The organism is Schaalia sp. JY-X159 (genome assembly GCF_014525425.1).
In the GTDB taxonomy this organism is placed as follows: Bacteria; Actinomycetota; Actinomycetes; order Actinomycetales; family Actinomycetaceae; genus Scrofimicrobium.
The window spans coordinates 281,177-307,796 of the sequence record NZ_JACEXI010000002.1; the positions used below are offsets into that span (position 1 = coordinate 281,177).

Genomic DNA, 26,620 nt, shown 5'->3' on the forward strand with positions numbered 1-26,620 from the left:
ACTACGCCATCGCGGCGATGGCACCGGTGAAGTATGGGACTAGCCAAATCGCCCAGACAACCAGGCTGAACTTATGGAAGCTGGCTTTTTCGGCAGGCTTGTTGCGGATCATCACCACAACAGCCCAGGCGAGATGAAGGCCCATTAGGACGAGGGCGACTGCACCTGACACAGCCATCAGTTGTGCCAGGATTGGGCTTCCCTCAAGGCCGCTTGGACCATCGCTCCTGGCGATAGCGGACATCAGCAGCGTGCCGCTGGTGTCGGCTGCGAAACCAAGCGCAAAGGCTCCAACCTGCCACCATTTCAGCTCCCCCTGGATCCGTTCGCTCCACGCCCCAATGGTGTAGAAGACCAGGGCCAGAGTGATGAGAACGATTGACAGGATGAACATGGAAGTCCTTTCGGTTTGCGAGGCGGTTTCACGCATAACGCGATTGCGTAAGGTTCTTGAGCCGCGAAGTCTGGCTCGCCCCCCACGAATCAACTCTTGCAACGGAGTCGAGACCGCACATCAACCGAAAGTTTGAATTGCGGATTGTGCGTGCCAGACGCAATGCGTCTGGTTGGCTGGCCACAGGTTCGTAAAATGCGCATGTTGGATCCAGGCTGATACCCCGCCGTCAAATGCTGACACCCTGCAGTCTGATGGGGAGCCGACTAGGCTCAGCAAGACTTAGAATCACACCGTTATGTAAGCCTATCCGGCTCGCTAAGTCCCGGTCACCATTATTGGAGCCGCCTAAGGGAATCGAACCCTTGACCTTCTCATTACGAGTGAGACGCTCTACCGACTGAGCTAAGGCGGCGTTCCCGGGGCGGTGGCCCCGAGAGATTTCTGACGCCATCGGCTTGTGGCTTCAGGCTTTGAGATCCGCGGATCAGTATATCTAAACCGGGCCCCACGTCCGCACCACTAGGCCGTCTTGGGGCACAGTCCACAAAACCAGCTGGTCACCCACGAACCTAACCATTGATGAATGCCGCCTGTATCTGTTCCAACGTGCCATACGAAGCCTGCGCGCCGAACCCCATCGAGGCATACGAAGCGACTACCGAGGCGAACTCTGCAGCCGCCACGAGATCCCTCCCGGACGCTAGGGCCGCCATCAGCGCGCCCGTGAAGGAATCGCCGCATCCGGTGGTGTCCACCACCTCCACCTCAACGACCGGCACCAGCGTTACCCCATGGTCCAGCACCATCGCTCCTCTCGGCCCGATTGTCACGACCGCACTTCCCACACCAAGCGCCTTGAGACGTTCTTCTGCGAGGTTCCAGTCCCCAGCGATGTCGCCAATCATTGCTCTCATCTCGCCCTCGTTTATGACGAGGACGTCCGTGTTTGTGAGAAGCTCTTCCGGAACTGAACTCGGCATCGGCGAAGGGTTGAAAACAACGGCCGCCCCTGCCTCATGCGCCATCTGGGCGGCGGCGATGACCGTTTCAATGGGGATCTCCAGTGCCAGGCCGACTGCCTTCGCGCTAGTCAACGCATCGCGAGCCGCATCCAAGATCTCGTCATCAACCTGGTTATTCGCACCTTCGGTAACCACAATCATGTTCTCAGCGCGGGCGTCCACGGTGATTATCGCGCAGGATGTCGCCACCTTGACGCGGTGCAAGTTGCCGGTATCCACACCACAGGCATCCAGGGATGCCGCGAGGAAATCCCCGTTGTCATCCATGCCGACAGCGCCGACAAAAGCGGTGGGTGCACCAAGAAGCGCCGCAGCGGCAGCCTGATTGGCTGATTTTCCACCGGGAAGCGTCGTGAGTGGGCCACCGTGAATCGTCTGCCCCGGCTGCGGCATTGCAGCCACACGCACCGTCAAGTCCGCATTTGCAGAACCAACGACGACCACGGAACCATCCAGCGGCGTGACCGCTGCGATCTTCGAGGGTATATCTAGCATTTTCTCCCTTTACGGATTACTCGCACACGGTCCCGTCCTTTGGCAACTCCCCGTTAAGCAGGAAGCGGTCAACTGCACCTCTGACGCACGAGGACGCGCTAGCGCTGTAAGCAGTATGATTCCATCCTTCGACGGTCAGAAGCGTGGTATTGGGGATTTCCTTGTGGAGGTTCTCCGCCATCACGAACGGTGTTGCCGGATCGTGGGTGGTGCCAATCAGCAGCATTTCCGGTGCGTCCTGTGCTTGGATCGACCGCCGTGGCGCGCGTGACTCCACGGGCCACTGGGAGATCCCAGCGGAAGCAAACCCATAGTCTGCGCCAAGGATGGGGTTAGCCGCCGCGATCTGCTGGGCTTCTGCCTCCCACTGCTCCGGGGTTCCGACAGGCTCATAGTCCAGCATATTGACAGCCAGGAAGGCATCCGACTGATTTGACATGAACACCCCGTCTTCACCACGGTCGTTGAAGTAGTCAGCCAGGAACAACAGCATTGACCCGTCACCCTCTAGGGCCTGGGCCATTGCCTGCGTGAGTAGCTGGTAGCTGTCCGTGGAATACAGTGTCCCAATGACGGCGGTGTTGGCCAGCCCTTCTGTGAGAGGGCGCTGGGGATCGGCAGTTGGAAGTGGTGACGCGGCAACGTCCTCGAAAAACTTCACCATGGTTTCTTTGCCTTCTTCAAGCGTGCTGCCGAGCGGGCAGTTCTTCCCTGTAACGCAGGTTTCGATCCAGTTGTAGAGCGACGCTTCCATGCCTGCTATCTGCGCGGCTGACACCTCATTGAGGTTCATTGCAGGGTCGAGGACGCCATCAAGGACGAACCTGCCAACATGGTCCGGGAATAGGTCCGCGTAGATTGCGCCAAGCAAGGTCCCGTATGAGAAGCCCAGGTAGTCCATGGTCTCAGCGCCCAGTACCGCCCGCGTCATATCGAAGTCCCGGGCTGCTGAGTCAGAGTCAACGAAGCCGAGAATCTCTCCGTTGCGTTCCAAACACTGGTTGCCAATCGTTGCGATTTCAGCGTCATTCCACGCGACCCGCTCATCAAGACTCATGTCCGCAACATCGACGTCGCGCGCGTTATCCGCGTCCCTTTCCTCATCAGTCATGCACCAGATGGGCGAGGACGCCCCCACTCCGCGGGGGTCGAGGGCAACAATGTTGTAGGCCTGAGCAACCTGATCGGTGACGATGTTGGCGACAACTGCGCTGAGGGATTCCACGGCTCCACCACCGGGACCACCCAGGTTGTAAAACAGTGGGGGACGCTCCCCATCATCCGGGGCGCCGAGGTAGCGTGCCACTGCCAACTCAATGGGTTCACTGTCCGGATCATCCCAGTTCATCGGCGCATCAAGCGTTCCACACTGGTAATAGTCCAAGTCCTCAGGTGCCGCCATCAATGCGGGGGTGACCTGTCCGGCCTCGCACTCACTCCAGTCAATCGTCTGGCCATAGTATGACTCAAATCCTGCGGGCGCCTGACTGGTCAACGGCTCTGGATCCACCATCTGCTCACCCCGATTTGCGGTCGGAGTCGGCGACGCACACCCCGCGAGTAGCAGTGCAAATGCCGAGGCTGAAGCCAAGAGGCGCAGACCCGATCTGTGGGTTAGTGGCCGGGAACGGGAAGTAGGGTCAGAGTCCAACATCATCCAATCGTCGCAGGTGTATTGGCGCTGCCGCGCCCTCGATTGCCAAGACAACCCTCACACTTCAGGCCTGGTCTCTACGGGGTTCGCAAGCGTGATAACCATGGCTTCCAAAAGCAAAAGCGGTGCGGCCGTGCTCTGGTTGCGGGACCTTGCCAACTCGATAGCACCCACCCGCTCCATGGTCGTTTCAGCCGTGCTGGATGCAGCAACATCTTCAATCTGACTGACCATGTCAACGTTGACCAGTCCTGTTCCCGCCCCCAACTGCAAGTTCAGAACATCCCTGTAGAAACCCAGCAAGTCTGTGAGCGCGCGGTCAATGGCGTCGGCGAGGGCGCGGCGGGCGCGACGCGTCTCATCTTCTTCCAGTTCTTTGACCTGCTTGCGTAGGGCCGGGGGAACCGGGCGCCCCTCGGTGAGCCCCAAGACCTCAAACAACTCTTTTCGTGCCCGGGCATCAGCCTGCTCGGTGCGTTGCTTGGCTATTTCCTTCAGGGCATCATGCATGCGGCCGGCAATCAAAACAGCCTGACCCGAAGTTTTTGCGTGCAGGGGAAGGGAGAAAACAGAGCGGAAGTCATCTCTTAGAGCAGGGTTTCTGAGGATGCCTCTTGCAAAGCCCACATGAGACTGGGCGATCGTTGCGGCTCTAGTGGCATCCTCAAGTGAGACTGCGTCCGTTTCCACAAGATATTTGGCAACCTCCGCCACATCGGGGGTGCGCAGGGCAAGTTCGCGGCACCGGGAGCGGATAGTACGCAGGACTTCACCGGGCGTTGGCGCGCAGAGGATCCAGATGCCACGTTCCGGAGGCTCCTCTATCGCCTTAAGCAGCGCATTCGAGCTGTCTTCCCGAAGACGGTCGGCATCCTCGATGATTGTCACCCGCCAGCGACCATGCTCGGGGGCTCGATAGGCGTGCTCCAACCACACATCCTTGACAACACGGAGGGCGTAATTTGACGCATCCGTTGCGTAGACCCGCACGTCAGCATTGTTTCCAGCCATGGTTGTGCGACACCCTTCGCACTGACCACACCCAACCGGCTCACCCGTGCACTGCAGGCTCGCCGCCAAGCATTTGGCTGCGATGGAGCGTCCCGATCCCGGGGGACCCGTGATGAGCCACGCGTGGGAGAGAACCCGCTGGACGGAGACTTCACCACTGACCACCCCTCGTCCCTCGGCGGCGGCTCGGGTCAAAGTGGACACCGCTGCCAGCTGTCCGATCATCGTCTCCCAGACAGTCACCGTTCCAGCCTCCCCAAAAGTGAGTCCACGACGTCCTCGAATACCGTTTCTATCGGCGCAGCAGCGTCAATAACAATGAAACGTTCCGGGAACTGGGCTGCAATCCGTAGATACTCTTCGCGGACCCGGGCGTGAAACTGGCTTCCCGCCCGCTCTAGGCGGTCCAGGCTCTCACCGGTGGCTGCTACACGCGCCAAGCCCCGGGTGGAATCAATATCAAACAGCAGGGTCACATCGGGCTCAAGCCCTTCCGTAGCCCATTGTGACAGCGAGCGAATCTCTTCAGCACCTAGGTCGCGCGCCGCACCCTGGTAGGCAACAGAAGAGTCTATGTAGCGGTCCTCCAGGATCGTGGCACCCCTGGCAAGTGCGGGACGGAGCAGAGTCGCCGCATGGTAGGCGCGATCTGCCGCATACAACAGCGCCTCAGTACGTGGGTCAACATCATCTGGCCCGTGCTGAATGTGGTTGCGCAGTTGTTGACCAAGCGTCGTCCCACCGGGTTCCCGGGATGCAAGAACATCAACGCCGCGCTTCTCCAACGCCTCAGCGAGCATCCGGACCTGGGTTGACTTTCCACATCCATCACCGCCCTCAAACGAGATGAAAAGGCCGGTGCCCTCCCGGCTCTTGAGGAGTTCGGCTAGCGCGTCAAGATTCACGACTACTTTCCTGATGACTTGCGCGCCGTGGTCTTACGAGCCGGAGCCTTACGTGCAGTCGTTTTCCGCGCGGGTGTTTTCTTCGGAGCTGGCGCCTTGTCACGGCGGTCAGCAAGCAGCGTGTATGCGCGCTCTTCGGTCAGTCCCTCAACCGTCTCCGAGCGCGGCACCGTGGCGTTTGTTTGTCCGTCAGTCACATACGGACCGAATCTTCCGTCCTTAACCACAACGGGGCGTCCTGTCACCGGATCTGCGCCGAACTCACGCAGCGCGGTCTTTACTGCACCAGCCCCACGTCGGGTCTTGGGCTGTGCATACAGCTGCAACGCCTCTTCCAAGGTGACCGTCAGCAGCGCCTCTTCACTTGGAAGTGGCCGCGTATCGCGTCCTCTCTTCAGGTAGGGGCCATAGGGGCCGCTCTGGGCCGTGATGACCTCGCTTGTCTCAGGATCTTTGCCGACTTCACGCGGAAGTGACATCAGCTTGAGGGCGTCTTCGAGTGTCACAGTTGCGATGTCCATTGAAGAGAACAGGCTGGCTGTCTTGGGCTTTACAGCAGTCTTGGATTTCGCTGCCTTTGCCGTCTCGCCTTCGACCTCGGGCAACACTTCGGTGATGTAGGGTCCAAACCGGCCATTCTTGACGACCAGCATGTGACCGGTCTGCGGATGCACGCCAAGCTCACGCCCGTCAGAGGCAGCGGCCAGCAAGAGTTCTTCTGCCAGCTGCGGAGTCATTTCATCCGGAGCGACGGTGGGGGGAACTGAACAGCGCCGCCCGTCCTCGTGCTGAAGGTAGGGCCCGTACCTTCCACTGCGCAAAACCACCCCGGGAGCGACATCCACGGAGTTCACGCGGCGAGCATCAATCTCTCCCAAGTTCTCAACAGTGTGCTTCAATCCGTAGGTGGCAACCGGGTTCTCCGACTTCTCCGCCTGTTCCTCTGCATCCCTTGCCTGCGCTTCAACCAGGCCGAAGTAGAAGTCATGCAGCCACTCTGTACCTTTTGCTTCGCCGGCAGCTATTCGGTCGAGGTCGGCCTCCATGGCGGCGGTGAACTGATAGTCAACAAGCTCCGCAAGGTTCTCTACAAGCAACCTGGTCACCGAGAAGGCCAGCCAGGTGGGGACCAGGTATTGGCCGCGGTGGGTTATGTACCCACGGTCGCCGATTGTCTGGATTGTTGCCGCATATGTCGAGGGACGGCCAATCCCCAAGTCCTCCATGGCTTTGACCAGGGTCGCTTCCGTGTAGCGCCCGGGGGGAGTCGTGTGATGGTCTTCAGCAGCGACTTCTGCAACGGTGACGCCATCCCCTTCTGCAACCTGGGGAAGATCCTGTTCCTCAACCTTCCCGCCAGATTTTGAACTGGCGGCGCTCTTATCCTTGCTCTCCCGGTACAGCTGCTGGAAGCCCGGATCCGTGATTACGGTGCCCGATGTGGAGGCCGACGCAACGCTAAACCCAGCGGCAGAGTCGGTCAGGTCAATATCAACCTTTACCGTGGCGGTAAAACCAACTGCATCAACCATCTGCGAGGCAACAGTGCGCTGGAAGATCAGCCGATAAAGTGCAACCTGCTGGGCGGAAAGTGCTCCCGTGAGGGATTCCGGGGAGCGGAAGTGGTCACCTGATGGACGGATTGCCTCATGTGCCTCCTGAGCACCCTTCTGCTTTTTCGCATAGAAACGTGGCTTTTCAGGGACACTGGCAGCTCCGTACCTGTCTACCGCAACTTTGCGCGCGGCTGAGAGCGCCTGGCCCGACAGGTTCGTGGAGTCAGTTCGCATGTACGTGATATACCCGCCCTCGTACAACGTTTGGGCGACGCGCATGGTGGTTGAGGCATTCCACTTCAGCTTCCTGGATGCGTCCTGCTGGAGGGTCGAGGTCGTGAAGGGTGCTGCGGGGCGCCTGCGATAGGGCTTCTGCGTCACCGCTGACACAGTTCCGCGCGCGTCATTCATTGCGGCGGCGACACCCTGAGCGACCGGAGAATCCAGAACTATTGTTCCCGCTGTGGCGGCCTTGTCGGTCAGCTTCCCGTCTGGGCCAAAATCCGCCCCGCCCGCAATGGGAGCACCATCGAGCGTGTTGACCTTGACCGCAAACGACCGGTCCGCATCGCCCTGGGCGTCCGTGGGAATCACCGTGGCGGCAAGCGACCAGTATTCGGCACTGACATGAGCCATTCGCTCTTGTTCCCGATCGACAACCAGCCTGGTGGCAACCGATTGCACGCGACCGGCTGACAGCGAAGGGGCAACCTTACGCCATAAGACCGGCGACACCTCGTATCCGAAGAGCCTGTCAAGGACACGCCGGGTCTCTTGGGCGTCTACTAGGTCGCGGTCAATGTCACGGGTGTTGGCCAGAGCCCCCTGGATCGCGTCCTTGGTGATTTCGTGGAACACCATCCGTTTCACGGGAACCTTGGGCTTGAGCACTTCATAGAGGTGCCAGGCGATGGCCTCACCCTCGCGGTCCTCATCAGTCGCCAGATAGAGTTCGTCTGCATCTTTGAGGGCCTTGCGAAGCTCGGCCACCCTCTTCTTCTTGTCGGTGTGCACCTGGTAATAGGGCTTAAACCCGCCCTCTACATCAACGGCGAACTTCGAGTAGGGGCCATTCTTCATGGTCTTTGGGAGCGCCGAGGGCGTGGGAAGGTCACGGACATGACCAACCGATGCTTCCACCTGGTAGTCGTCCCCCAGGTATCCGCGAATCGTCTGGGCCTTAGCCGGTGACTCTACGATTACAAGCTTCAATTTTTGCTTCCCTAGACTTCCTGCTGAGCAGTGCCCGGCACATTTGGTTTTGATAGCTATCAGAGCTGACCATATAACGGTGGTACCCAGCTAGGTCAAGCGCGCCCACCGACATGTGGATACTTCCCAGCTCAGTGTTCTGGGGACGGAGCCTCTTCCAGAACGCCGGAGCGCAGGAGTTCAGGCACTGCTTCCTCAAGTTCTAGCGACACTTCACTCTCTTCCCGTCCGAGGAGTGCGGCGATCGCAGGAATGACCTGGGCCGGGGTTAGCTCCCCATCTGAGACACCAACGAGTGCTGCAACGACCGAACTGACGGACCGATCCCGACCGCCGGGACAGCCCTGCGTGATCCTCACCAACTCCGGATCGGGCTGGCCCGGAACATAGTAGCGCGCCTCCCTGACGTCACTTCGGCGCAGAAAGGTCGCATTCTTCCAGTCCCGCGGGGTACGAAGATTGTTGAGAGCAGTCTTCACGGCGTTCCCATTCGCAGGTTCACCTTCTGGTAGATATTCCGCCACTACCGTAAGGTCCCCGCTAACCATCTCTACGTCATCTTTTCTTCTCCGTAACCGCACGGCGATGAATCCGAGCCCAACATACTCGGTACCCGCCTTGGCAAAGTCACGGATCCACTCCGCGTACTCTGCGTTCCACACACCCCTCTCTACGTTGTCCCCCCACTGGTCACGCATCCACCACTCCGCATACTGGGCAACATCAACCAGATCGCGTTGAACCACCCAGGCGTCTACCTCCACACCGTCTGCTACAAGGGTTGCGGTGGCATCCTCTACCCACCTGGTTGGTCTTCGTTGCCACCACTTCGTGTCACTGCCCACCTCCCAGTTGGCCAACATTTGTAAGCACCCACCAGGTGCCAGGTGAGCCACTGCCTGTTCAATGATGAGCGGAATCAAGTTGTCCCGAACCATTCCCCCATCGCGGTACTCAAGATTTGTCCGCGTCCGCACCGCTTCCGGTGTGATTACGAAAGGTGGATTTGAGGTGATCAGATCGAAAGATTGGCCGACAACGGGATCAAAAAGTGACCCTTGCCGAACATCAATATCCACCTGATTCAATGCAGCATTGAAACGCGTGAAGTTGCACGCCCGCTCTGAGATGTCCGTGGCCACAACCTTCTGCGCATGAGTGGAAAGGTATAGGGTAAGAATTCCGCACCCACACCCCATATCAAGGGCAGACGCCACCGGGTCCCGCATCGTCAGTCGCAAGAGGTTCGTTGAGGCCGACGCTATCCCAAGCACATAGTCCTCCCGTGGGGGGCGGCCCGTTTGGGCCTGTGAGAGGTCTGATGCCACCCACCATTGGTGGCGTTCTGTAACACCCCCGACGGGGATCGCGGCGGTATGGGGTCGCAGGTCCAAAACCGCGTTGCACCACACCTCACCTTCACGACCCTCGGTTGTGATAATCCCCAGGGATACCGCGCCGTCAACTCCAAGAGTGGGCATGGCGTAGGCGAAAGAACCTGCTCTCACTGGTTGCGCGAGGACGAAAACCATCGTCAACACCGCTGCCGGTGAGGTCTGATTGCGCATCTCAAGGGCTGCCGGCACAAGCTGGTCCCTATCCATCGCTGCCAGCGCCATGGGGGACAGCAGCCCTTCCACAACGTCAACGGTCCAATCCGCCGCTAAGAGATCGCTGCGCAATGCGGCCATGAGTACCGGCTCCATGTTCAACTGTCCCATCGCTTCCTCCATTTCTACCTTGGGTCCACCCTGCCACAGCCCTCCGACATTTCTGGAGCCAACTCCGACCTCGTCAATCGCGAACCTGAGGGTTACGCTAGGTATGACGCGTGTCATATCGCGTGAGTTAGGGGTCGGCCATGAGCGGTGTCCACGTTCAAGTGAAGCGTATCTATGAGGAGCCATCACCTTCGGACGGCGCGCGAGTCCTGGTTGACCGTCTGTGGCCGCGCGGCATAAGCAAGGAGAGAGCCAACCTGACCCTGTGGGCGAAGGACGTGGCGCCCTCGACCGAGCTGCGGAAATGGTACGACCACGATCCGGCCAAGTTCGAGGAGTTCACCAGCAAGTACAAGAGCGAGCTGAAAGAGTCACCCCAGTCCGACGAGCTCGCCCAACTCAAGCAATTGGCAAAAAAGGGACCACTAACCCTCCTCACAGCCTCGAAGGCCGCCGATATCTCTGAGGCCGCCGTACTGCAGAACGTCCTCACCTCCTGACGCAAGGGCGGGTAGCCTCGAGACATGAGCACCTTCTCCTCCAGCAAATCAGCAACCAGAGTCGTTTCTCTAGGACGTCCTCCCCGCGTGGACGGCGCAGCCGTGAATCCTCCCATCGCTATGTCCTCCACGTTTGTCGGAAGCGGGTACGTGACAGCGGAGAATCGGGTCTACGCACGTTTCTCAAATGCAGCGTGGGAACCGCTTGAGGACGCTATCGGACAGTTGGAGGGTTCGCCGACAGCGGGTCTGGCTTATGCATCGGGGCTCGCCGCAGTATCCGCAGTCTTCGATTTGGTTCCAGGCGGTGGCGTCCTCGTCATTCCCACCGCCTCCTACAACGGAACAATCGCCCTAGCCCGAGCCCTTTCCGCAGATGGAAAGCTACAGCTGCGTGAAGTTGATCCGATCGACACAGAAGCAACCATCGCAGCCATGGATGGCGCCTACCTGTTTTGGATTGAGTCGCCCTCGAACCCCCTCCTCGAGATAGCGGAACTTCCCACCTTGATTGCGGCGGCTCACGACCGGGGGCTGCTTGTCGCAGTTGACAATACGTTCAGCACTCCCCTACGCCAGCAGCCACTACGTGTTGGCGCGGATATCGTTGTCCATTCCGCAACCAAGTTCATCGCTGGACACTCGGACGTAATCTTGGGACTCACTGTCACCAAAGACCCCGAGTTGAGGAAGACCCTTCACGCCCGACGGAGCCTTCGCGGTGGCATTCCGGGCCAGTTTGAAGCGTGGCTGACCCTGCGAGGACTACGAACCTTAGCAATTCGACTGGACAGATCTGAAGAGTCGGCAGGGATTCTGGCACGCCGCCTCTTAGATCATGAAGACATCACGCGGGTTCGTTACCCGGGATTGCCATCTGATCCCAACCATCAGCGCGCGAAAGACCAGCTGTCTGGATTCGGCGCCATCATCTCCATTGAGCTCGAGGGCGGACCCCAACGCGCAGACCACTTTGTAGAAGCTCTAGAGTTGATCGTGCCTGCCACCAGCCTGGGCGGCGTCGAATCCCTTGCGGAGAGGCGCAGGCGTCACCCCTCCGAACCCGACAGGGTTCCCGAGTCCCTGGTACGTCTCAGTATCGGCATTGAGGACGTGGACGACATTTGGGAAGATGTCACCCAGGCGCTTGAAGCGAGCCAAGCCCGCTAGGGGGTGTGTTGCACACAGCAAAAGACTTCTTCGCCCCACGCAGAGCAAAGGGCAGATTTGAACGCTACGTCCTAACTCTGACAGCAATCGCCGGGTCCGCAGCAGTAGTCGGCGCACTGCTTCTCAGCCTCACCCTGAGCACTGACGCCGTGTGGCGTTACCTTTGGGGAAGGCCCCTAGTGACACTAATGATGTTCATCTTGCCCCTCATCGGTGGTGTCTGCGGAACCATCGAGCTTCTGATCGGCTGCCACGCGGAAGATCTGAAGAACGCCACGTTACGGGCACGCACTCCCGTGATCAGACGAGCTTGCGCGATTCTATGGAGAGTCTCTTCTCTGGGCGCCATCATCACCTATGCATCGCTCCTCATTTTCTCACCTCAGAGTGGAAGTGCAACGCCGACCGGGGATGGGCAAGCCCCTCTTTTCAACCTGCTGGTGCTTACTATCCCCTACTCGATCGCTGCTACCGCACAGGGCCTGACAATATTTCGTTCACTACGGGTTCAGGTGGCCCTCTGGGCCGCGTACCTGATCCTCCTTCTGACACTTCCCTTGCGCTTTGGGTCCCCACTTACAGGCAGTGGCATGGCTGCGACGATTGCCATGGCTTCCCTCAGCATCCTTCTGCTGCTCGGAAACTCATGGTTGATCTCTCTTGCTGAAGACCTCGATGAAGTTCAGGGCGAACATCGTCGCAACGAACAGGAGTTGATCGCCGAACGAGCGGTGACAACCGCGCGTCGACGGGCCAATGAGTTTGTCCACGACCACGTCCTGTCGGTTCTGTCTGCTATTGCAGGGCACCCCGAGAACTCGCCACTCCTGCAGCAGGCGGCCGCAGAAGCGTCAACTGTGCTGACGGGCCGGGTCTCTGAGAAGCCTCTTCACGATGTCGGGGATTTGATCCAAGCGATTCAGTCCGCCTTCCCGGAGGTGTCTGTCTGTGGGGACGAGGACGTGAGATCATTCCATCTTGATGGCGCCTCCAGCTCCCTTTTTTCGGCAGCATCCGAGGCGGTTGGTAATTCGCTGCGTCACGGGAACCCACCCCGGGGCCACCAACTGGCCGTCGTTGCCACGTTCAAGATTGTTGATTGTGCGCTGCACGTCCGCATTGTCGACAATGGTGGCGGCTTCGAATGGGACGACGTAACAAGCCGAGGACGCTTCGGCCTCGAACACGGAATCCGCACCCGACTTGAAGAGATCGGCGGAGCTGCTGACGTACGTACGGAACTCGGCGTTGGAACAACCGTGATGCTCATGTGGCCACGTGCCACAACCCCTGCGAACGAGTCGTTCTCAGAAGAGTCGCGCAAGCACTGGGTGACGGGACTGGACGGAGCCATGGTCTCGCGGGTGGGGTTTGCCGTGTCAACTGGAGTTTTGATCAGCTACTGCATCAACATTTGGCTCTTGAGCGATTCGTTTTCTTCGGTCTTGCCATCGGCACTTGCCCTGGTGGCCTATGCAAGCGTGAACTTCGCTCTCCTTCGTCACCAAGCGGGCGTGGGCGCGGCGAGGCCATGGGTAGTGGCCGGAGTTATCGCCATTATTGCAATGGGGAACCTTGCGGTTCTTCTTTCTCTTAGCGACCCGCTTTGGCCGGGAGTTGAAGCCTGGACGCTGGTCCTTGGAGCTCTGCTGGCATGTGGGTTTATCTCTCGGGGCCGCATGGGCGTTGCCTGGCTGATGCTTGGCAGCCTGGCCGTAACGACTCTGGTGTGGGGCCTAGGTGAAGGCATGCCTGTGCTCAAAGTTGGATCAATGCTACTGGTCCCCGCACTGGCACTGCTGTTTTGGTCTCTCATTGTGTGGTGGACCACGGATGTGGTCTATGACCTGACAGCAGAAGATGAAGCGGCCAGCCGTATTACCCAGGAACGCTTACTTCAAGAAGAAATTCGCTCCCGTGTCGCCACTTCACTGGAATCTATTGCTCGGCGCGCGGTTCCTCTTATCAACCCTGTGGCGCTTGGTTGTGAACTCACAACCGAAGTGCGCCAGGAAGCACGACTCCTTGAGGCAGAGCTCCGCGATGGGATTCGCGCACTATCTTTTGTCGGTACGCCGATTCTCTCTGCCGCAAGTGATGCCCGCCGACGCGGGGTCGACGTTGTCTTGCTTGATGACAGTTCCGATGTCCCAGTACCGGCGGCGCCGCCGCCGAGCTTTATCGACGAATCCGTTCGAGTGCTGGACCAGTCCACCAGCGGACGTGTCGTTATCCGCCTGCTGCCCCCGTCATCAGGCTCCGCAGGGACCATCGTCAGTCCGCAAGGAAGCAGGCTGATCGTCTAACGGGAACCCCTCCACCGGCCCGGAAGCAGATAGCAAGAAACCCCGGTCAGATTTCTCTAACCGGGGTTCCAGCGTCTTTCAACTGGCGGAGACGGTGGGATTTGAACCCACGGTGGCTATTAACCACACAACATTTCGAGTGTTGCACCTTCGGCCGCTCGGACACGTCTCCAGGCGATCGAAAGTCTACAACGCTAACGGGCGACAGGGAAATTGGGGGAGTACCGCCTCAGCTGCTAGCCGACAAGCAGACTCCCGTAGTTCTCCTTGGCCGCCTCAAAGCGGCGCGCCACGTCGTCCCAGTTAACAACATTCCACCAGGCATCAACGTACTTCGCCTTGACGTTCTTGTAATCCAGGTAGAAGGCGTGCTCCCACATGTCCAGCATCAGGAGCGGAACCGTGCCGACGGGCACATTGCCCTGCTGGTCGTAGAGCTGGAATGTCACCAAACGACCCGAAATGGTGTCGTAGGCAAGAACGGCCCATCCCGAACCCTGCAGGCCCATAGCAGCAGCGGTGAACTGCTTCTTGAAGCTCTCCAGAGACCCGAAGCTGTCATCAATCGCGCTCGCAAGTGCACCTGTGGGCTCCCCGCCGCCATTTGGTGACATGTTCTTCCAGAACACGGAGTGGTTGGAGTGCCCGCCGAGATGGAATGCCAAGTTCTTCTCATACAGGTTCACCGCAGCCATGTCCCCGGCCTCACGTGCGGCTTCGAGCGAGGCTAGCGCAGCGTTGGCACCATCGACGTAAGCCTGGTGATGCTTTGAGTGGTGCAGCTCCATGATTTCCGCAGAAATATGCGGTTCGAGGGCGTCATATGGGTAGTCAAGTTCTGGTAGTACGTAAACAGCCATGCTTCCTCCTAGTAGATCCCGCGCCGGTCGATGCCGGCGGCCCGGCTCCCTTAAACCTATCGCCTCACACCGGCATGGGCCAGTAGTCCTACGTCTGAGGGCTACGCTGTGGGGGAAACGCCACTCACGCCTTCACCTCTGCCCCGATGACGATTGTCCTATCAGGCGGGAGGTGGAATGCCCGCGTCCTGTTGTGCGAAGTCTTTTCCATCCTCCGAAACAGCTGCCGCTGCCACCTGGGCCACTGCTGCCGGTCCCCCTTGTCCGCCGGCTCGATCCGGAAGACCGAAAGAACATAGGTTGCCTGTTCCGCATCAAACTCCAGCTCAGGACTCCTATGAAGAGCCAACTCCAACGCCCTCGGCAAATTCTGTGAGTCGTTGAACCCAACACGGTACTCAACCCGGACGATTCCATCATCAATGCTCCCCAGGTCATCAACTGCAACACGATCGCACTCCTCAACGGTGGGCACGCCCAGCCGCTTCACCACCATGATGATGACGTGTTCGTGGAGGACATGAGAGAAGGCAACACTGGAACGCAATGCCAGGGGGACGGTAGTGAGGCTCGCGTGTGGATAGACTGCTACGCCTGGAACGCGCTGGATGTTCTTGCGGCGCAGACTTGCGATGTAGGGCCGCAACGGGCCCTCCATTTCGTGACGCCTGCCAAACATGATCTTGGCGCCCCTTGCCCACGTGAATGTGAAGAGGGCGACGAGGGCGGAAATAGCCAGGGGAATCCAGCCGCCGGAAAGGATTTTTGAGGTGTTGGCAAGGAATATGGTCAACTCCAACCCACCGACGAGGACGGCCATGGTACTGACTCGAGCCAGGGACCACTTCCACACCGTCCGCGCAAAGATGAGGAATAGGGATAGTTCAAGCAGGAGCGTTCCAGTCACAGCCAGTCCGTAGGCAGATGCGAGCCGCTCCGACGAACCAAAAGCCGCGACTAGCGCGAACACACCAACAAAGAGGATTCCATTGACCGCGGGAAGATACACCTGTCCCCCACTGGAACGCGAGGTCTGCACGATCCTCATGCGTGGCAAGAGGTTCATATGAATCGCCTGCCGCACGATCGAGAATGCTCCCGTAATTACCGCCTGAGAGGCAATTACCGTTGCTAACGTGGCAAGAAGGACCACGGGAACAAGCGCCCATTTCGGGGCCAGTTCATAGAGTGGACTTCTCACTGCTGCAGGGTTGACGAGCAACAGAGCCCCCTGCCCCAGGTAGTTGAGGAGTAATGCCGGTAACGCCAAGGCGATCCACGCCAGCGCTATGGGTTTTCGTCCGAAATGCCCAAGGTCCGCATAGAGGGCCTCGGCTCCCGTGATGGCGAGGACGCACGCCCCCAGTGCAAAGAATGCGATCGCGGGCCTCTCCATAGCGAATGCAACCGCATAAGTTGGGCTCAAGGCGGCAAGAATTCCAGGCTCCCGGAGAATCCATGGCAGACCGAGTGCAGCAAGGACTAGGAACCACGTCACCATTACCGGACCAAATGCGCTACCAATGCCTGCCGTGCCCTTCTTTTGGAAGGCAAATAGTGTGGTCAAAACAATCAGAGAGATCGGCACCACCAGGTGCGCAAGATCCGGGTTGATTACCGAAAGGCCTTCGGCCGCACTGAGAACCGATATGGCAGGCGTAATCATGGCATCACCCAGGAACAATGATGCGCCGACGATCGCAATTGTGGTGACAACAAACGCCAGTCGGCCGACCTTCTTGGTCTTCCTGGTTATCAGGGCTGCGAGCGCAAGGATTCCGCCCTCGCCCTGGTTATTGGCCTTGAGAATCAAACCCACATAGGTGAAGGTGACAATGATGATCAGGCACCAAATGATCATTGAGATAACCCCGAGAACCGCAGACGGGGCAAAGTCGCCGCCATCGTGGGTGAGGACGGCGCGAAGTGTATAGAGCGGGGAAGTCCCAATGTCGCCAAAGACTACGCCAATGGCCCCAACTACAAGCGGCGCTAATGCGCCCGCGCGATTATCGCGAAGCATGAGGTGAATACTGTCACCACACGGCCCCCGCGACTAGTCCCAAAACGCATGGATTTTTGTACAGTGCATCACGGTTGATAGTCAGCGGCGCAGACCCTCAAAGAAGGCACGTAGCTGCACTTCGGCCTCGGCTTGCATGACCCCGGAAACCACTTCAACCCGGTGGTTCAACCGGTTGTCCCGAACAATGTCCCGAACGGACCCGCAAGCGCCGGTCGCCGGTTCCCAAGCAGCAAACACCAAACGGTCAAGTCGGCTGTTGACTATTGCTCCCGCGCACATTGTGCACGGCTCTAAGGTCACCACTAGTGTGCAGCCAGCCAAGTTCCAGGTGCCCAGGTTCTCACCAGCTTCGCGAAGGGCGAGGATCTCCGCATGCGCGGTTGGGTCATGATTCACCTCTCTGCGGTTCCACCCTCGGCCCACAGTGGTGCCGTTTTGGTCGAGGACGACCGCACCTACCGGCACGTCCCCTGCTTGGCGGGCAGTGTTGGCAAGCAGCAAAGCCCGGCTCATAGCCCGTTCCCACCTTCGCTGAGTTTCCATGAAGCCACAATAACGCCCTCGCGCGTCCAGATGGTCAGCAAGCACGATATTCTGTACCCATGGAACTCCAAGTCATTGATCACCCTCTGGTCGACCACAAGCTCACCGTTCTTCGTGACAAGAACACGCCCTCGTCGACATTCCGCTCCCTTGTTGGCGAACTTGTCTCCCTCTTGACGTATGAGGCAACACGGGATGTTGCTGTTGAACCGGTTGAAATTGAGACACCCGTGGCGCGAACCACGGGTGTTCGTCTATCTGAGCCACGTCCTCTTGTGGTGCCTATTCTGCGCGCGGGACTCGGCATGCTCGACGGCATGACGGCGATGATGCCCACGGCTGAGGTGGGCTTCTTGGGAATGCGTCGTGATGAGGACACGCTAGAAATCGAGACGTATGCTCGGCGCTTGCCCGACGATCTGTCTGGACGCGAGGTGTACGTCCTCGACCCCATGCTGGCGACCGGTCACACCCTTGTGGCGACCATCGAGTACCTGGTTGAGCACAACGCGAAGCGCATCGTTTGTATCTGCCTTCTGGCAACGCCTGAAGGGATTGCGGAGATCGAAGTGCAGATCGGGGACCGCGCTGATGTCACCGTGGTGACTGGTGCGATGGATCTGGGTTTGAATGAGAAGTCCTATATCGTTCCGGGCCTTGGGGACGCCGGTGACCGGCTTTACGGGGTCGTCGACTAAGCCGGACTGTGCCTTAGCGAGCCGACTACGCCTTAGCGTGCGCGTTCGGCTTAGCGAGCGAGTTCGGCTCGGATAACGGTGTAATTCAAGGTCAAACGTGGCCAAACCCGCACCGTAAGACGCAGATCCCCGCCGGGGCGCCGGCGTGGGAGCCCGCAAACGACCGTGTTGAGACAAAAAGTGGGGGAGCAGCAAGCAGCCGCTCCCCCACTTGTGCTATCGACTAGAAGGCTGGGATTACTGAGCCATCTGTCCAGGTGCTCTTGATGAACTCTGCGACCTCGTCGCTCTGGAGCAGGGTGTTCAGCTTCTCAATGGCGTCAAGCTTTTCGGTACCGTTCTTCCACACAAGGAGGTTGGCGTAAGGACTGTCGGTCCCGTCCTCAACCACCAGGGCATCATCCGCTGGCGACAGGCCACCCTCGAGGGCGAAGTTGCCGTTGATTACCGCGATGTCAACATCCTGCAGGTTGCGAACCAGGGACGGTCCCTCAACCTCGATCAGGCTGATTCCCTTGAGGGGGGTCACCGTAGTCGCGTTGATCGCGCCATCCGCTGGAAGTTCGACGAGGCCGTTGGCTGCAAGAAGCTCAAGTGCGCGACCCTGGTTTGATGGGTCGGTGATGATGCCTACCTTGGCTCCTTCAGGAACATCCGCGATGTCAGTGATGGTTTCTGAGTAGATGCCCAGGGGCTCAATGTGAACCGGGGAGCCCGCGACAAAGTCGTAGCCGCGCTCTTCTGTCTGCGCCTCAAGGTAGGGGACGGTCTGGAAGAAGTTGGCGTCCAACTCGCCGGCATTCAGAGCCTCATTGGGTTGGATGTAGTCAGAGAACTCAACGATCTTCAACTGCAGTCCAGCCTCGGCCGCCAGGTTGTCATTGATGAATGTGAGGATTGAGCCGTGAGGGCTGGGGCTTGCACCCACCGTCAGAACCTCGACGTCTCCGCCCTCGGCTGCTTCTGTGGCGGCGTCGTTCTGCTCAGCCTCAGTCGATTGTGTGGTGTCGCCACCGCCGGATGAGCAGCCTGCCAGGACAAGGGCTGCGGCCGCACCTGTTGCTGCAAAGTATCGTAGTGAACGCATGGTATTTCCTCCATTAGTTGTGCCCGATTGGGCTGTGAAGAATCAATAAAGTCTGTTGCTGATGTTTAGTCTGGGTTCTGCCGAGAGCTTCGTACCATCTGGTCACTCCGGCTGGTGGCGCCTCAGCGGTGGTCCACCAGCCGGCTGATCATATCGCCGAGCATTTGGACCAGTTGAACGATGACGATGATCGCCACAACGGTGATGATCATGACGTCGTCTTGCCACTGGTTGTATCCGTAGTTCATCGCGAGGGCGCCAAGCCCGCCACCTCCGACGGCTCCAGCCATCGCGGAGTATCCGATCAGAGTGATGAACAGGGTAGTCACAGACTGCACCAGGGATGGCATAGCCTCACGGACCTGCACCGCCCACTCAATACGCATGTTGGACGCACCCATCATCTGTGCGGCCTCGATCTTCCCGGGGGAAACAGCGTTGATGTTGGTCTCTACCAACCTGGCGAAGAACGGTACAGCGCCTACCACCAGGGGGACGACAGTTGCTTTCCAGCCCAGTGAACTCCCAACAAGCAGGCGAGTGAAAGGGATCAGCGCGATCAGAAGGATCATGAATGGGAATGAACGCACCACGTTGACGACGACGCCAACACCCTGGTTCAGCGCCGCCCTCGGCTTCAGACCCGAACGGGAACTGGACGCGAGGAGGAGGCCGAGCGGGAGACCAAGGATGACGGTGACTAGGCTTCCCCAACCCACCATCAGAAGCGTTTCGAGAACCGCTGGCCAGAACTTCTGCTGAATAGCTGGGTTATCTCCCCAGCGGGGCCCACCGGGGGCCGCAAAGATTAGGGAGAGCTGACTCGTGGAGACAAAGAGTTGCGAGAAGACCGTCATGATCAGACCCACTCTCTGACCAAAATAGCGTTGCGTTCAAGCTGGCCGCGGATTGCGTTTGAGTGGTAGGCGGGCACCGTAATAGCTAGGCGGCCAACTTGCACTTCACCAATCGACTCAAATCGGCCCGCTGCGACGTCGGCACCCAGGGAGGCAACGAGGTTGAGGACCGTGGCCCCGGTTGGTACACCGGGACTGGAGGTGAAAGAAATATCCAGAAGAGCTTTCCCATCGGGGATCTCCACACCGTCAATATTGGGACGTGGCACCAGGTCTTCTGCCAGCGCAGAGTCCGGGCTCTCCAAGACTTTAGCTATTGGGCCGCTTTGAACAACGCGTCCGTGTTCCAAGAGTGTCACGGAGTCGCAGTAATCCCGAACCACTTCCATCTCGTGTGTGATGATGACGACGGTGACTCCGGACTCGTCACGGAGTTTCTGTAGCAGTCCCATCACCTGTTTCGTCGAGGACGCATCCAGCGCGGAAGTTGGTTCGTCACACAGCAACACGGGTGGGTTGGTGGCCATACCGCGTGCGATCCCAACCCGCTGTTGCTGACCACCCGACAACTGTGAGGGATATGACTTGCCACGATCCCCCAGGCCGACGACTGTCAGCAGCTCCTGAACCCTGGTTGCCGCCTTATCTTTCGACTCACCGGCAAGCTTGAGAGGAAACCCAACATTGGCTGCAGCGGTTCGCGAGTCAAGAAGGTTAGGGGTCTGGAACACCATGCCAATGTTGCGGCGTGCTGCCCGTAGTTCCGGTCCCGATAGGGCCGTCATGTCGATACCGTTGACGACAATCTGTCCTGTTGTTGGGCGTTCGAGGGCGGTGAGGCAGCGAATCAGAGTGGATTTGCCCGCACCAGACTGACCAACAATTCCGTGGATTGCACCGGCCGGAATCGAAAGGGTGACGTTGTCCAATGCGACGACAGAAGTCGCACCGGAGATGTCATAGACCTTTCGGACATCGACTAGTTCAATCAAGGTTCCTCCATCGGTCCTGGCGGTAGCACCACGCGTGTTGCTGGTTGCTGCAGCGTCAACGAGCCAGGTCTCTCAGCTGCTCTAGATGGTTGTTGCAATGATAATAAGGTTGTCAGACAGACCAATGGCAAATTGCCTTCCAGAGTGTGGACAGCAACCGCTGGCTGCCACCGCTGTGGAAAACGACTGAAGCAGACTCGTGAAGGAATGCCAGTAGAAGGAAGGAGGGTGCGATGAATGCGGGCCGTTACGCACCATCCCCAACGGGTGATTTACACCTTGGAAATCTCAGAACAGCCCTTATTGCGTGGGCTTACGCCAGATCCACGGGGAGAGACTTCTACCTGCGTCTTGAGGACCTTGACCGGCAGCGCTTCCGCGACCCCCAGTCCCAGATCGATGACCTTGAGGAGCTCGGAATCGACTGGGATGGGGACATTGTCGTCCAGAGTGAGCGCTTGGACCGTTACCAAAGCGCAATCGATGCTTTGCAGGAACATGACCTGGTGTTTGAGTGTTTTTGCTCGAGGCGCGACATCCGCGAGGCAGCCTCTGCGGCTCACGCACCGCCTGGACACTACCCTGGAACGTGTCTGCGCCTGCCAGAGGGAGAGGCCCGTAGACGCCGGGCCGAACTGGCAGACCGCGGCTTGCAGCCAGCCCTGCGGTTGCGACCCACTTCTGAAAGCTGGACGGTCACCGACATGGGTCGAGGGCGGTTCACCGGACCCACCGACAGCGCCGTCCTCCAACGCGGTGACGGGGCTTTTGCATACAACCTGGCCGCGGTTGTCGATGACATCGCGATGGGGATTGACCAGGTCGTGCGCGCCGACGACCTACTAGCGTCCTCGCCTTTGCAGGCCTACTTGACCCACGAACTGGGAGGCGTCGAACCCGTCTACGTTCACGTCCCCCTCGTCCTCGGCCCCACCGGTAGACGCCTAGCGAAGAGGGACGGTGCGGTCACTCTGAGTGAACTGCACGAGGCCGAACTCAGCACGGCTGATGTGGTACAAATGCTTGCGGAATCGCTTGGGCTCGGCGGGGTGCGAAGCACGGCAGACTTCCTCGATAATTTTGCCCAGGCACGCCTGACCGGTGACCCCTGGACGTTCACACCCCCAAATACCAGACCCGCAACAGTTTCCCAAGAGTAGCCCCACCAGTACAGTCACCCTCGCTCAAAGGTGCAGGGACATTTTCTATGGGTGTTATTTGGTGCAACTGGTCGTAGTCTGACATGTGGATGGTATCCATACGAATTCCGTCCAAAGAGATCAACCTTGCAGGTAGAGGCGCCTACAGGGGAAGCTTACATAGTCAGAAATCCGTCTGAGCAGCACGCGCTGCTCTCTAACCCCTAAGGAGTCACCGTGGGTCGTCCCCGAATCTACGATGAGACACTACGAGAGCGCTTGATTGCAGAAGCGCGCCAGATGCTCACCGTCGACGGATACCACGGTGTTTCGTTGCGAGTTCTCACAAGAAATGTTGAGACCTCAACAAATGCCGTTTACACGCTGTTTGGGTCCAAGGAGGCCCTAATGGCGGAAGTTGTCATCCGCGACTTGGATCGACTGTTTGGCGACCAGTACGATCCCAACTCGAGCGAAAACTCAGAGGATGACCTCATCAAGTTCGCTACCTTCTATCGCAAGCATGCAACTGCCGACCCCCTCGCTTTTGCGGGAACCTTCGAGGCAATGGAAGAGGCGCGGCGCCCCGGCAGTCTTACCGACCGCATAAACCCGGAAGCCAAGAACATTGCGGCACGCATCCATGCTCCACTTTTGGCGCTATGTCAACGCATCGTCGACGAAGTTCCCGACAAGGAGATGGACGCGCAGAAAATGGCGGCGGGACTGTGGGCACTGCTCCACGGGTACGTTTCGCTAGAGAACACCCATGCTCTCCCCTTGTCGGAAGAGGAAGTTGAGGCGGCTTTCGAGCAGAGCATCCATGCCCTTTACATTTGCTGGGTCACCGTTGTTCCTTCGGATGACACTCCAGAACTGGTAGGCGAGGACGAACAGCCAAGCGCCGACTAGCAGCTACCAAGATTTAGCCAGCCGCTCTGAAGGATCGGTGGGACAGAAAGGCCGACACCCGGGATTACACCAGGTGTCGGCCCTTCTGCTATCTTCGCAGAGTCAGCCCTTGACAGACCCCGCAGTCAGGCCGCGTACGAAGTACTTCTGCAAGGAGAAGAACACCCCGAGTGGAATGATCATCGAGATGAACGCGCCCGCTGTAAGGAGATGCCAATCCTGGCCACGCGACCCGGCCAGAGACTGGAGGCGAGCGGTAAGCGGAGCCGTTAGCTCCTGACCACCGGAGAACGTCAAACCCACGAGCAGGTCATTCCACACCCAGAGGAACTGGAAGATCGCAAACGACGCGATGGCTGGCACCATGAGCGGAAGAACCACCCGGGTAAACGTAGCCACATGTCCGGCCCCATCGACCTCGGCGGCCTCAATAAGCTCCCGTGGGATCTCCTGCATGAAGTTATGCAATAGGAAGATCGCCAGAGGGAGCGCAAAGGCCGTATGAGCAACCCAAATCGACATGAACGGGAAGGAGTTCCCAAAGGTGGAACTGAAGATCCGCAGCAAAGGAATCAGTGCCATTTGGAGTGGAACAATCTGCATTGCAAATACAATGACAAACACCAAATCACGCCCTCGCCATTTCATGAAGGAAAAGGCGTAGGCAGCCATCACAGCAATTGCCAGCGGCGCAATTGTCGCCGGGATGGTGATTACCAAAGAGTTGGTCAAGTAGTTGAGCAGGTTGCCCTGAGACGAAGTTCCAAAGAGGACGGCCTCGTAGTTTGACAAGGTTACCGAAGGATTGGCAAACCATGTCCACCAGCCGGTTGACTTGATATCCGCTTCGGGGCGGAACGAGGTTATGAGCAAACCTAAGGTCGGAACCGTCCACATGATCGCGATAAGAACTGCAATCAAAGATGCAAAGCGATTACTCAACGACTTCTTCGCCAACGTCACGGCACCTACGTGTCCGGTATCGGTCTTCTTGCCGCGACGCTTCGCTGGTGCCTGATCGTCATCCGGCAGTACTTCTGCGATGGTGCTCATCCGCGAACCTCCTTGTTCTTCAGCATCTGTCGGATGTTAAACACCACGATGGGGATAACAAGGACAAAGATGATCACGGCTGTCGAAGAGCCCAAACCGGCATTTCCGAAGGTGAATGACTGGTCATACATTTGGTTCGCAAGAACTTGGGTTTGGAACTTTGCTCCGGTCATGGTCTGGGTAATGTCGAAGACCTTCAGTGTCGCGATAGTAATGGTCGTGTAGACAACCACCAGAGTTGGCCGAATTGTCGGGACTGTAATTTTGGTCAACATCTGCCACGCATTCGTGCCATCGAGTCGCGCCGCTTCGATTAACTCCATGGGGATGCCCTTGATAGCGGCTGATAGGAGCACCATGGCGAAACCAGCCTGGACCCAAATCAGCACGACAATCAAGAAGAGTGTGTTGAGGGGGCTGTCCTGCAGGAAGCGCACGGGTTCCCCACCAAACGCAACAATGATTGCATTGAGTAGTCCTCGCTGATTCTGCCCGGCACTGCGATAGTCGTACATGAAGCGCCAGATGATGCCAGCACCCACGAAAGATATTGCCATTGGCATGAAGAGCAGCGACTTCATGACCTTTTCAAACTTCTTGCCATCGATCAGCAGCGCGTAGAGCAGCCCGACAAGTACCGAGACGACCGGAACGAGTAGGACCCAGATCGCAGTGTTTATGAATGCGCGCTGAGAGTCTGAGTTTGTGAACAACCACCCGTAGTTTTCAAAGCCGACGAAAGTGGTCGAAGTTCTATCAAAGAAGGAGTTGTATGTCGTGAGGACTGCGGGCCAAATGAGGCCCATCCCCAGGAGGAAAAATGCGGGGATCACGAACACCAGAACCGATGCGACATTTCTGCTCTTACCCTTGAGGCGATCCGCAAGGGACGCCATCAGGAGCAGGATCGCAACGATCGCGATGATCGCGATCACGGCCAGAACCATCTGGCCGACCTTTGTATGTAGTAACCAGCTCACCATATTCCTAAGATTTGTAGCGCGGGGCCCGCTTCGGACCCCGCGCTATCTTCACCAAGACTGTCGCTAGATCAGCCCTTGGGCCAGGAATCCTGGATGTTGGTTAGCATCGTTTCCGCATCGATCTGACCGTCAATCCACTGGGTGGTGCCGGTCCAGAAGGAACCTGCGCCAACCTCGGAAGGCATCATGTCAGAACCGTCGAAACGTGCAACTGAGTTCGGATCCTGCAGCAGTTCGATTGCAAGACGCAGGATGTCCGAGGACGCCAAAGCCGGGTCAACGAACTTGTTTGCAGAAGTCACGCCACCCAGTTCAACACGGGTGTTAGCGAATGTTCCAGAGGCCATGAAGTCCTGAACTGCTGCGGCTTCCGGGGTGTCAGCAAAGCGAGCGACGAACTCACCGGCTACCAGAAGAGGAGCTTCGTCCGCGGTCTCAGCAGGTAGGTAGAAGGCAAACACGTCACCGTCAGGGGCAACTGTCGTGCCTTCTGGCCACTGTGCTTCGTAGAAGGAAGCCATGCGGTACATGTAGCACTGGTTGTCGAGGATCGGCAGGCCACCATCGTTGAAGGAGGTCGTAGCGATCGAGCGGGAGTCACCAATACCGCCATTTACGAAGGCGTCGTTGAGCAGGTAGTCACCAACAGCATTGGTGGATTCGAGAATCTCGGGAGCATTGAATGGAATTTCATTGGTAACCCACTGGTCGTAGGCATCCGGCCCTGCGACGCGGAGGACGAAGTCCTCAATCCAGTCAGTTGCCGGCCAACCCGTAGCACCACCGGATTCAATACCTGCGCACCATGGCTTGGTTGCGCCATCACCAGCGGTGTCAGCAGCAATCTTTTCGGTAAGCGCCATCATCTCATCGAGAGTCTTAGGAACCTCGTAGCCGTGCTCTTCAAATGCAGACGGGGAGTACCAAACGAAGGACTTGACGGAAGCGAGCATCGGAGCAGCGTAGAAGGTGTCGTCAACGGTGCCATACGTCTTCCATTCAGGCGACCAACCTTCGTCAACCTTGGCAGTTGTGGCTTCATCAGCGGGCTGCACCTTGCCGGTGGCAACCATGCGCTTCAGGAGGCCAGGCTGCGGAATGATCGCGAGGTCGGGGGCATTGTTACCTTCAACCTGCACCACCAGCTGCTGCTCAAATTCGCCAACACCGTTGTGCTGAACTGTGATGCCCGTGCATTCTGTGAACTTGTCGAATGTGGCCTGAAGGTCGTCAGCCTCAGAGTCACGAATTGACGAGAACAGGCTCACGGTTGTTCCGGGGAAGCTTCCGTACTGCTCAAAATCTTCGCAACCCTCTGCGGCTGTCCCACCACCGGCATCCCCACTCTCGGAGTCTCCACCGGTGTCACCACCGATTTCGCCGCCGCCACTACACGCGGAGAGCACCAGCGCTGACGCTGCCGCGATTCCCGCAACGCCTGCAAAGCGCTTACTTGTTACTTTCATTGTTCCTCCGTTACCTCGTTGTACAGGTAGCCATCGCCTTCAGAATTGTGCGTGA

At 58.4% G+C, this 26,620-nt stretch carries 22 protein-coding genes, 2 tRNA genes and 1 riboswitch; of the genes, 6 read left to right on the forward strand and 18 right to left on the reverse strand.

Features of this window, described 5'->3' with window-relative positions; all coding sequences use genetic code 11:
- Window position 1 precedes the first annotated feature (1 nt).
- From IDL90_RS04250 to IDL90_RS04285, 8 genes are all read right to left on the reverse strand, one after another.
- Window positions 2-394: an HsmA family protein gene (locus IDL90_RS04250; protein WP_187994468.1), complete on the reverse strand. Its 393-nt coding sequence runs from the start codon at window positions 392-394 to the stop codon at window positions 2-4.
- Window positions 395-733: 339 nt separating this feature from the next.
- Window positions 734-809, reverse strand: a tRNA-Thr gene (locus tag IDL90_RS04255).
- Window positions 810-966: 157 nt separating this feature from the next.
- A complete protein-coding gene (locus IDL90_RS04260) occupies window positions 967-1,914 on the reverse strand; it encodes a ribokinase (protein ID WP_187994469.1) in 948 nt (315 codons plus the stop codon).
- 16 nt (window positions 1,915-1,930) lie between these two features.
- Window positions 1,931-3,505 carry an alpha/beta hydrolase gene (locus IDL90_RS04265; RefSeq protein WP_187994470.1) on the reverse strand — a complete coding sequence of 525 codons (1,575 nt, stop codon included), beginning with the start codon at window positions 3,503-3,505 and terminating at the stop codon, window positions 1,931-1,933.
- A gap of 120 nt (window positions 3,506-3,625) precedes the next feature.
- Complete coding sequence (locus IDL90_RS04270) at window positions 3,626-4,822, reverse strand: DNA polymerase III subunit delta' (RefSeq protein WP_182141742.1); 1,197 nt, start codon at window positions 4,820-4,822, stop codon at window positions 3,626-3,628.
- Complete coding sequence (gene tmk, locus IDL90_RS04275; RefSeq protein WP_182141741.1) at window positions 4,819-5,484, reverse strand: dTMP kinase; 666 nt, start codon at window positions 5,482-5,484, stop codon at window positions 4,819-4,821. Before tmk ends, IDL90_RS04270 begins: the two co-directional genes overlap by 4 nt.
- Window positions 5,485-5,486: 2 nt before the next feature.
- Window positions 5,487-8,252 (reverse strand): type I DNA topoisomerase, encoded by a 2,766-nt coding sequence (gene topA / locus IDL90_RS04280; RefSeq protein WP_187994471.1) that lies wholly within the window; start codon window positions 8,250-8,252, stop codon window positions 5,487-5,489.
- Between the two features lie 131 nt (window positions 8,253-8,383).
- Window positions 8,384-10,090, reverse strand: a complete 1,707-nt coding sequence (locus tag IDL90_RS04285) for a class I SAM-dependent methyltransferase (protein ID WP_262509026.1) — start codon at window positions 10,088-10,090, stop codon at window positions 8,384-8,386.
- 23 nt (window positions 10,091-10,113) lie between these two features.
- On the opposite strand from IDL90_RS04285, the gene IDL90_RS04290 reads away from it, so the two are divergent.
- From IDL90_RS04290 to IDL90_RS04300, 3 genes are read left to right on the forward strand one after another with little or no spacing between them, the layout of a single operon-like run.
- The gene (locus IDL90_RS04290; RefSeq protein ID WP_187994472.1) at window positions 10,114-10,473 is read left to right on the forward strand and encodes a DUF488 domain-containing protein; all 360 of its coding nucleotides are present in this window, start codon (window positions 10,114-10,116) and stop codon (window positions 10,471-10,473) included.
- A gap of 24 nt (window positions 10,474-10,497) precedes the next feature.
- A complete protein-coding gene (locus tag IDL90_RS04295) occupies window positions 10,498-11,643 on the forward strand; it encodes a PLP-dependent aspartate aminotransferase family protein (RefSeq protein WP_187994473.1) in 1,146 nt (381 codons plus the stop codon).
- 5 nt (window positions 11,644-11,648) lie between these two features.
- A complete protein-coding gene (locus tag IDL90_RS04300; RefSeq protein ID WP_187994474.1) occupies window positions 11,649-13,949 on the forward strand; it encodes a hypothetical protein in 2,301 nt (766 codons plus the stop codon).
- An 83-nt stretch (window positions 13,950-14,032) separates the two neighbouring features.
- Here the strand turns inward: IDL90_RS04300 and IDL90_RS04305 are convergent.
- The 4 genes from IDL90_RS04305 to tadA form a co-directional block, all read right to left on the reverse strand.
- A tRNA-Ser gene (locus IDL90_RS04305) sits at window positions 14,033-14,121 on the reverse strand.
- A 64-nt stretch (window positions 14,122-14,185) separates the two neighbouring features.
- Window positions 14,186-14,809 carry a superoxide dismutase gene (locus IDL90_RS04310; RefSeq protein WP_182141736.1) on the reverse strand — a complete coding sequence of 208 codons (624 nt, stop codon included), beginning with the start codon at window positions 14,807-14,809 and terminating at the stop codon, window positions 14,186-14,188.
- 124 nt (window positions 14,810-14,933) lie between these two features.
- On the reverse strand, window positions 14,934-16,832 hold the full coding sequence (locus tag IDL90_RS04315; RefSeq protein WP_187994475.1) for a potassium transporter Kup: 1,899 nt from the start codon (window positions 16,830-16,832) through the stop codon (window positions 14,934-14,936).
- Window positions 16,833-16,913: 81 nt separating this feature from the next.
- Entirely contained in the window at window positions 16,914-17,378 is a 465-nt protein-coding gene (gene tadA / locus IDL90_RS04320; protein ID WP_223175176.1) for a tRNA adenosine(34) deaminase TadA, read from the reverse strand.
- 59 nt (window positions 17,379-17,437) lie between these two features.
- Between tadA and upp the strand changes: the two genes are divergently transcribed.
- Window positions 17,438-18,076 carry a uracil phosphoribosyltransferase gene (upp, locus tag IDL90_RS04325; RefSeq protein ID WP_187994477.1) on the forward strand — a complete coding sequence of 213 codons (639 nt, stop codon included), beginning with the start codon at window positions 17,438-17,440 and terminating at the stop codon, window positions 18,074-18,076.
- 223 nt (window positions 18,077-18,299) lie between these two features.
- Here upp and IDL90_RS04330 read toward each other — a convergent pair whose 3' ends face one another.
- From IDL90_RS04330 to IDL90_RS04340, 3 genes are all read right to left on the reverse strand, one after another.
- Window positions 18,300-19,163, reverse strand: a complete 864-nt coding sequence (locus tag IDL90_RS04330; RefSeq protein WP_187994478.1) for a MetQ/NlpA family ABC transporter substrate-binding protein — start codon at window positions 19,161-19,163, stop codon at window positions 18,300-18,302.
- A 122-nt stretch (window positions 19,164-19,285) separates the two neighbouring features.
- A complete protein-coding gene (locus IDL90_RS04335; protein ID WP_187994479.1) occupies window positions 19,286-20,020 on the reverse strand; it encodes a methionine ABC transporter permease in 735 nt (244 codons plus the stop codon).
- A 2-nt stretch (window positions 20,021-20,022) separates the two neighbouring features.
- Window positions 20,023-21,012, reverse strand: coding sequence for a methionine ABC transporter ATP-binding protein (locus IDL90_RS04340; RefSeq protein WP_187994480.1), 990 nt, complete (start codon window positions 21,010-21,012; stop codon window positions 20,023-20,025).
- A 4-nt stretch (window positions 21,013-21,016) separates the two neighbouring features.
- Window positions 21,017-21,104, reverse strand: a riboswitch (SAM riboswitch).
- 141 nt (window positions 21,105-21,245) lie between these two features.
- On the opposite strand from IDL90_RS04340, the gene gluQRS reads away from it, so the two are divergent.
- Window positions 21,246-22,172 (forward strand): tRNA glutamyl-Q(34) synthetase GluQRS, encoded by a 927-nt coding sequence (gluQRS, locus tag IDL90_RS04345; RefSeq protein ID WP_187994481.1) that lies wholly within the window; start codon window positions 21,246-21,248, stop codon window positions 22,170-22,172.
- Between the two features lie 216 nt (window positions 22,173-22,388).
- Window positions 22,389-23,063, forward strand: a complete 675-nt coding sequence (locus IDL90_RS04350) for a TetR/AcrR family transcriptional regulator (protein WP_187994482.1) — start codon at window positions 22,389-22,391, stop codon at window positions 23,061-23,063.
- Between the two features lie 102 nt (window positions 23,064-23,165).
- Here the strand turns inward: IDL90_RS04350 and IDL90_RS04355 are convergent, their stop codons facing one another.
- The 3 genes from IDL90_RS04355 to IDL90_RS04365 all read right to left on the reverse strand — a co-directional run bounded on the left by IDL90_RS04355 (window position 23,166) and on the right by IDL90_RS04365 (window position 26,565).
- Entirely contained in the window at window positions 23,166-24,116 is a 951-nt protein-coding gene (locus IDL90_RS04355; protein ID WP_187994483.1) for a carbohydrate ABC transporter permease, read from the reverse strand.
- The gene (locus IDL90_RS04360; RefSeq protein ID WP_262509027.1) at window positions 24,113-25,063 is read right to left on the reverse strand and encodes a carbohydrate ABC transporter permease; all 951 of its coding nucleotides are present in this window, start codon (window positions 25,061-25,063) and stop codon (window positions 24,113-24,115) included. The genes IDL90_RS04355 and IDL90_RS04360 overlap by 4 nt, the downstream gene beginning before the upstream one ends.
- A 104-nt stretch (window positions 25,064-25,167) precedes the next feature.
- Window positions 25,168-26,565 carry an ABC transporter substrate-binding protein gene (locus tag IDL90_RS04365; RefSeq protein ID WP_187994484.1) on the reverse strand — a complete coding sequence of 466 codons (1,398 nt, stop codon included), beginning with the start codon at window positions 26,563-26,565 and terminating at the stop codon, window positions 25,168-25,170.
- Window positions 26,566-26,620: the final 55 nt, after the last annotated feature.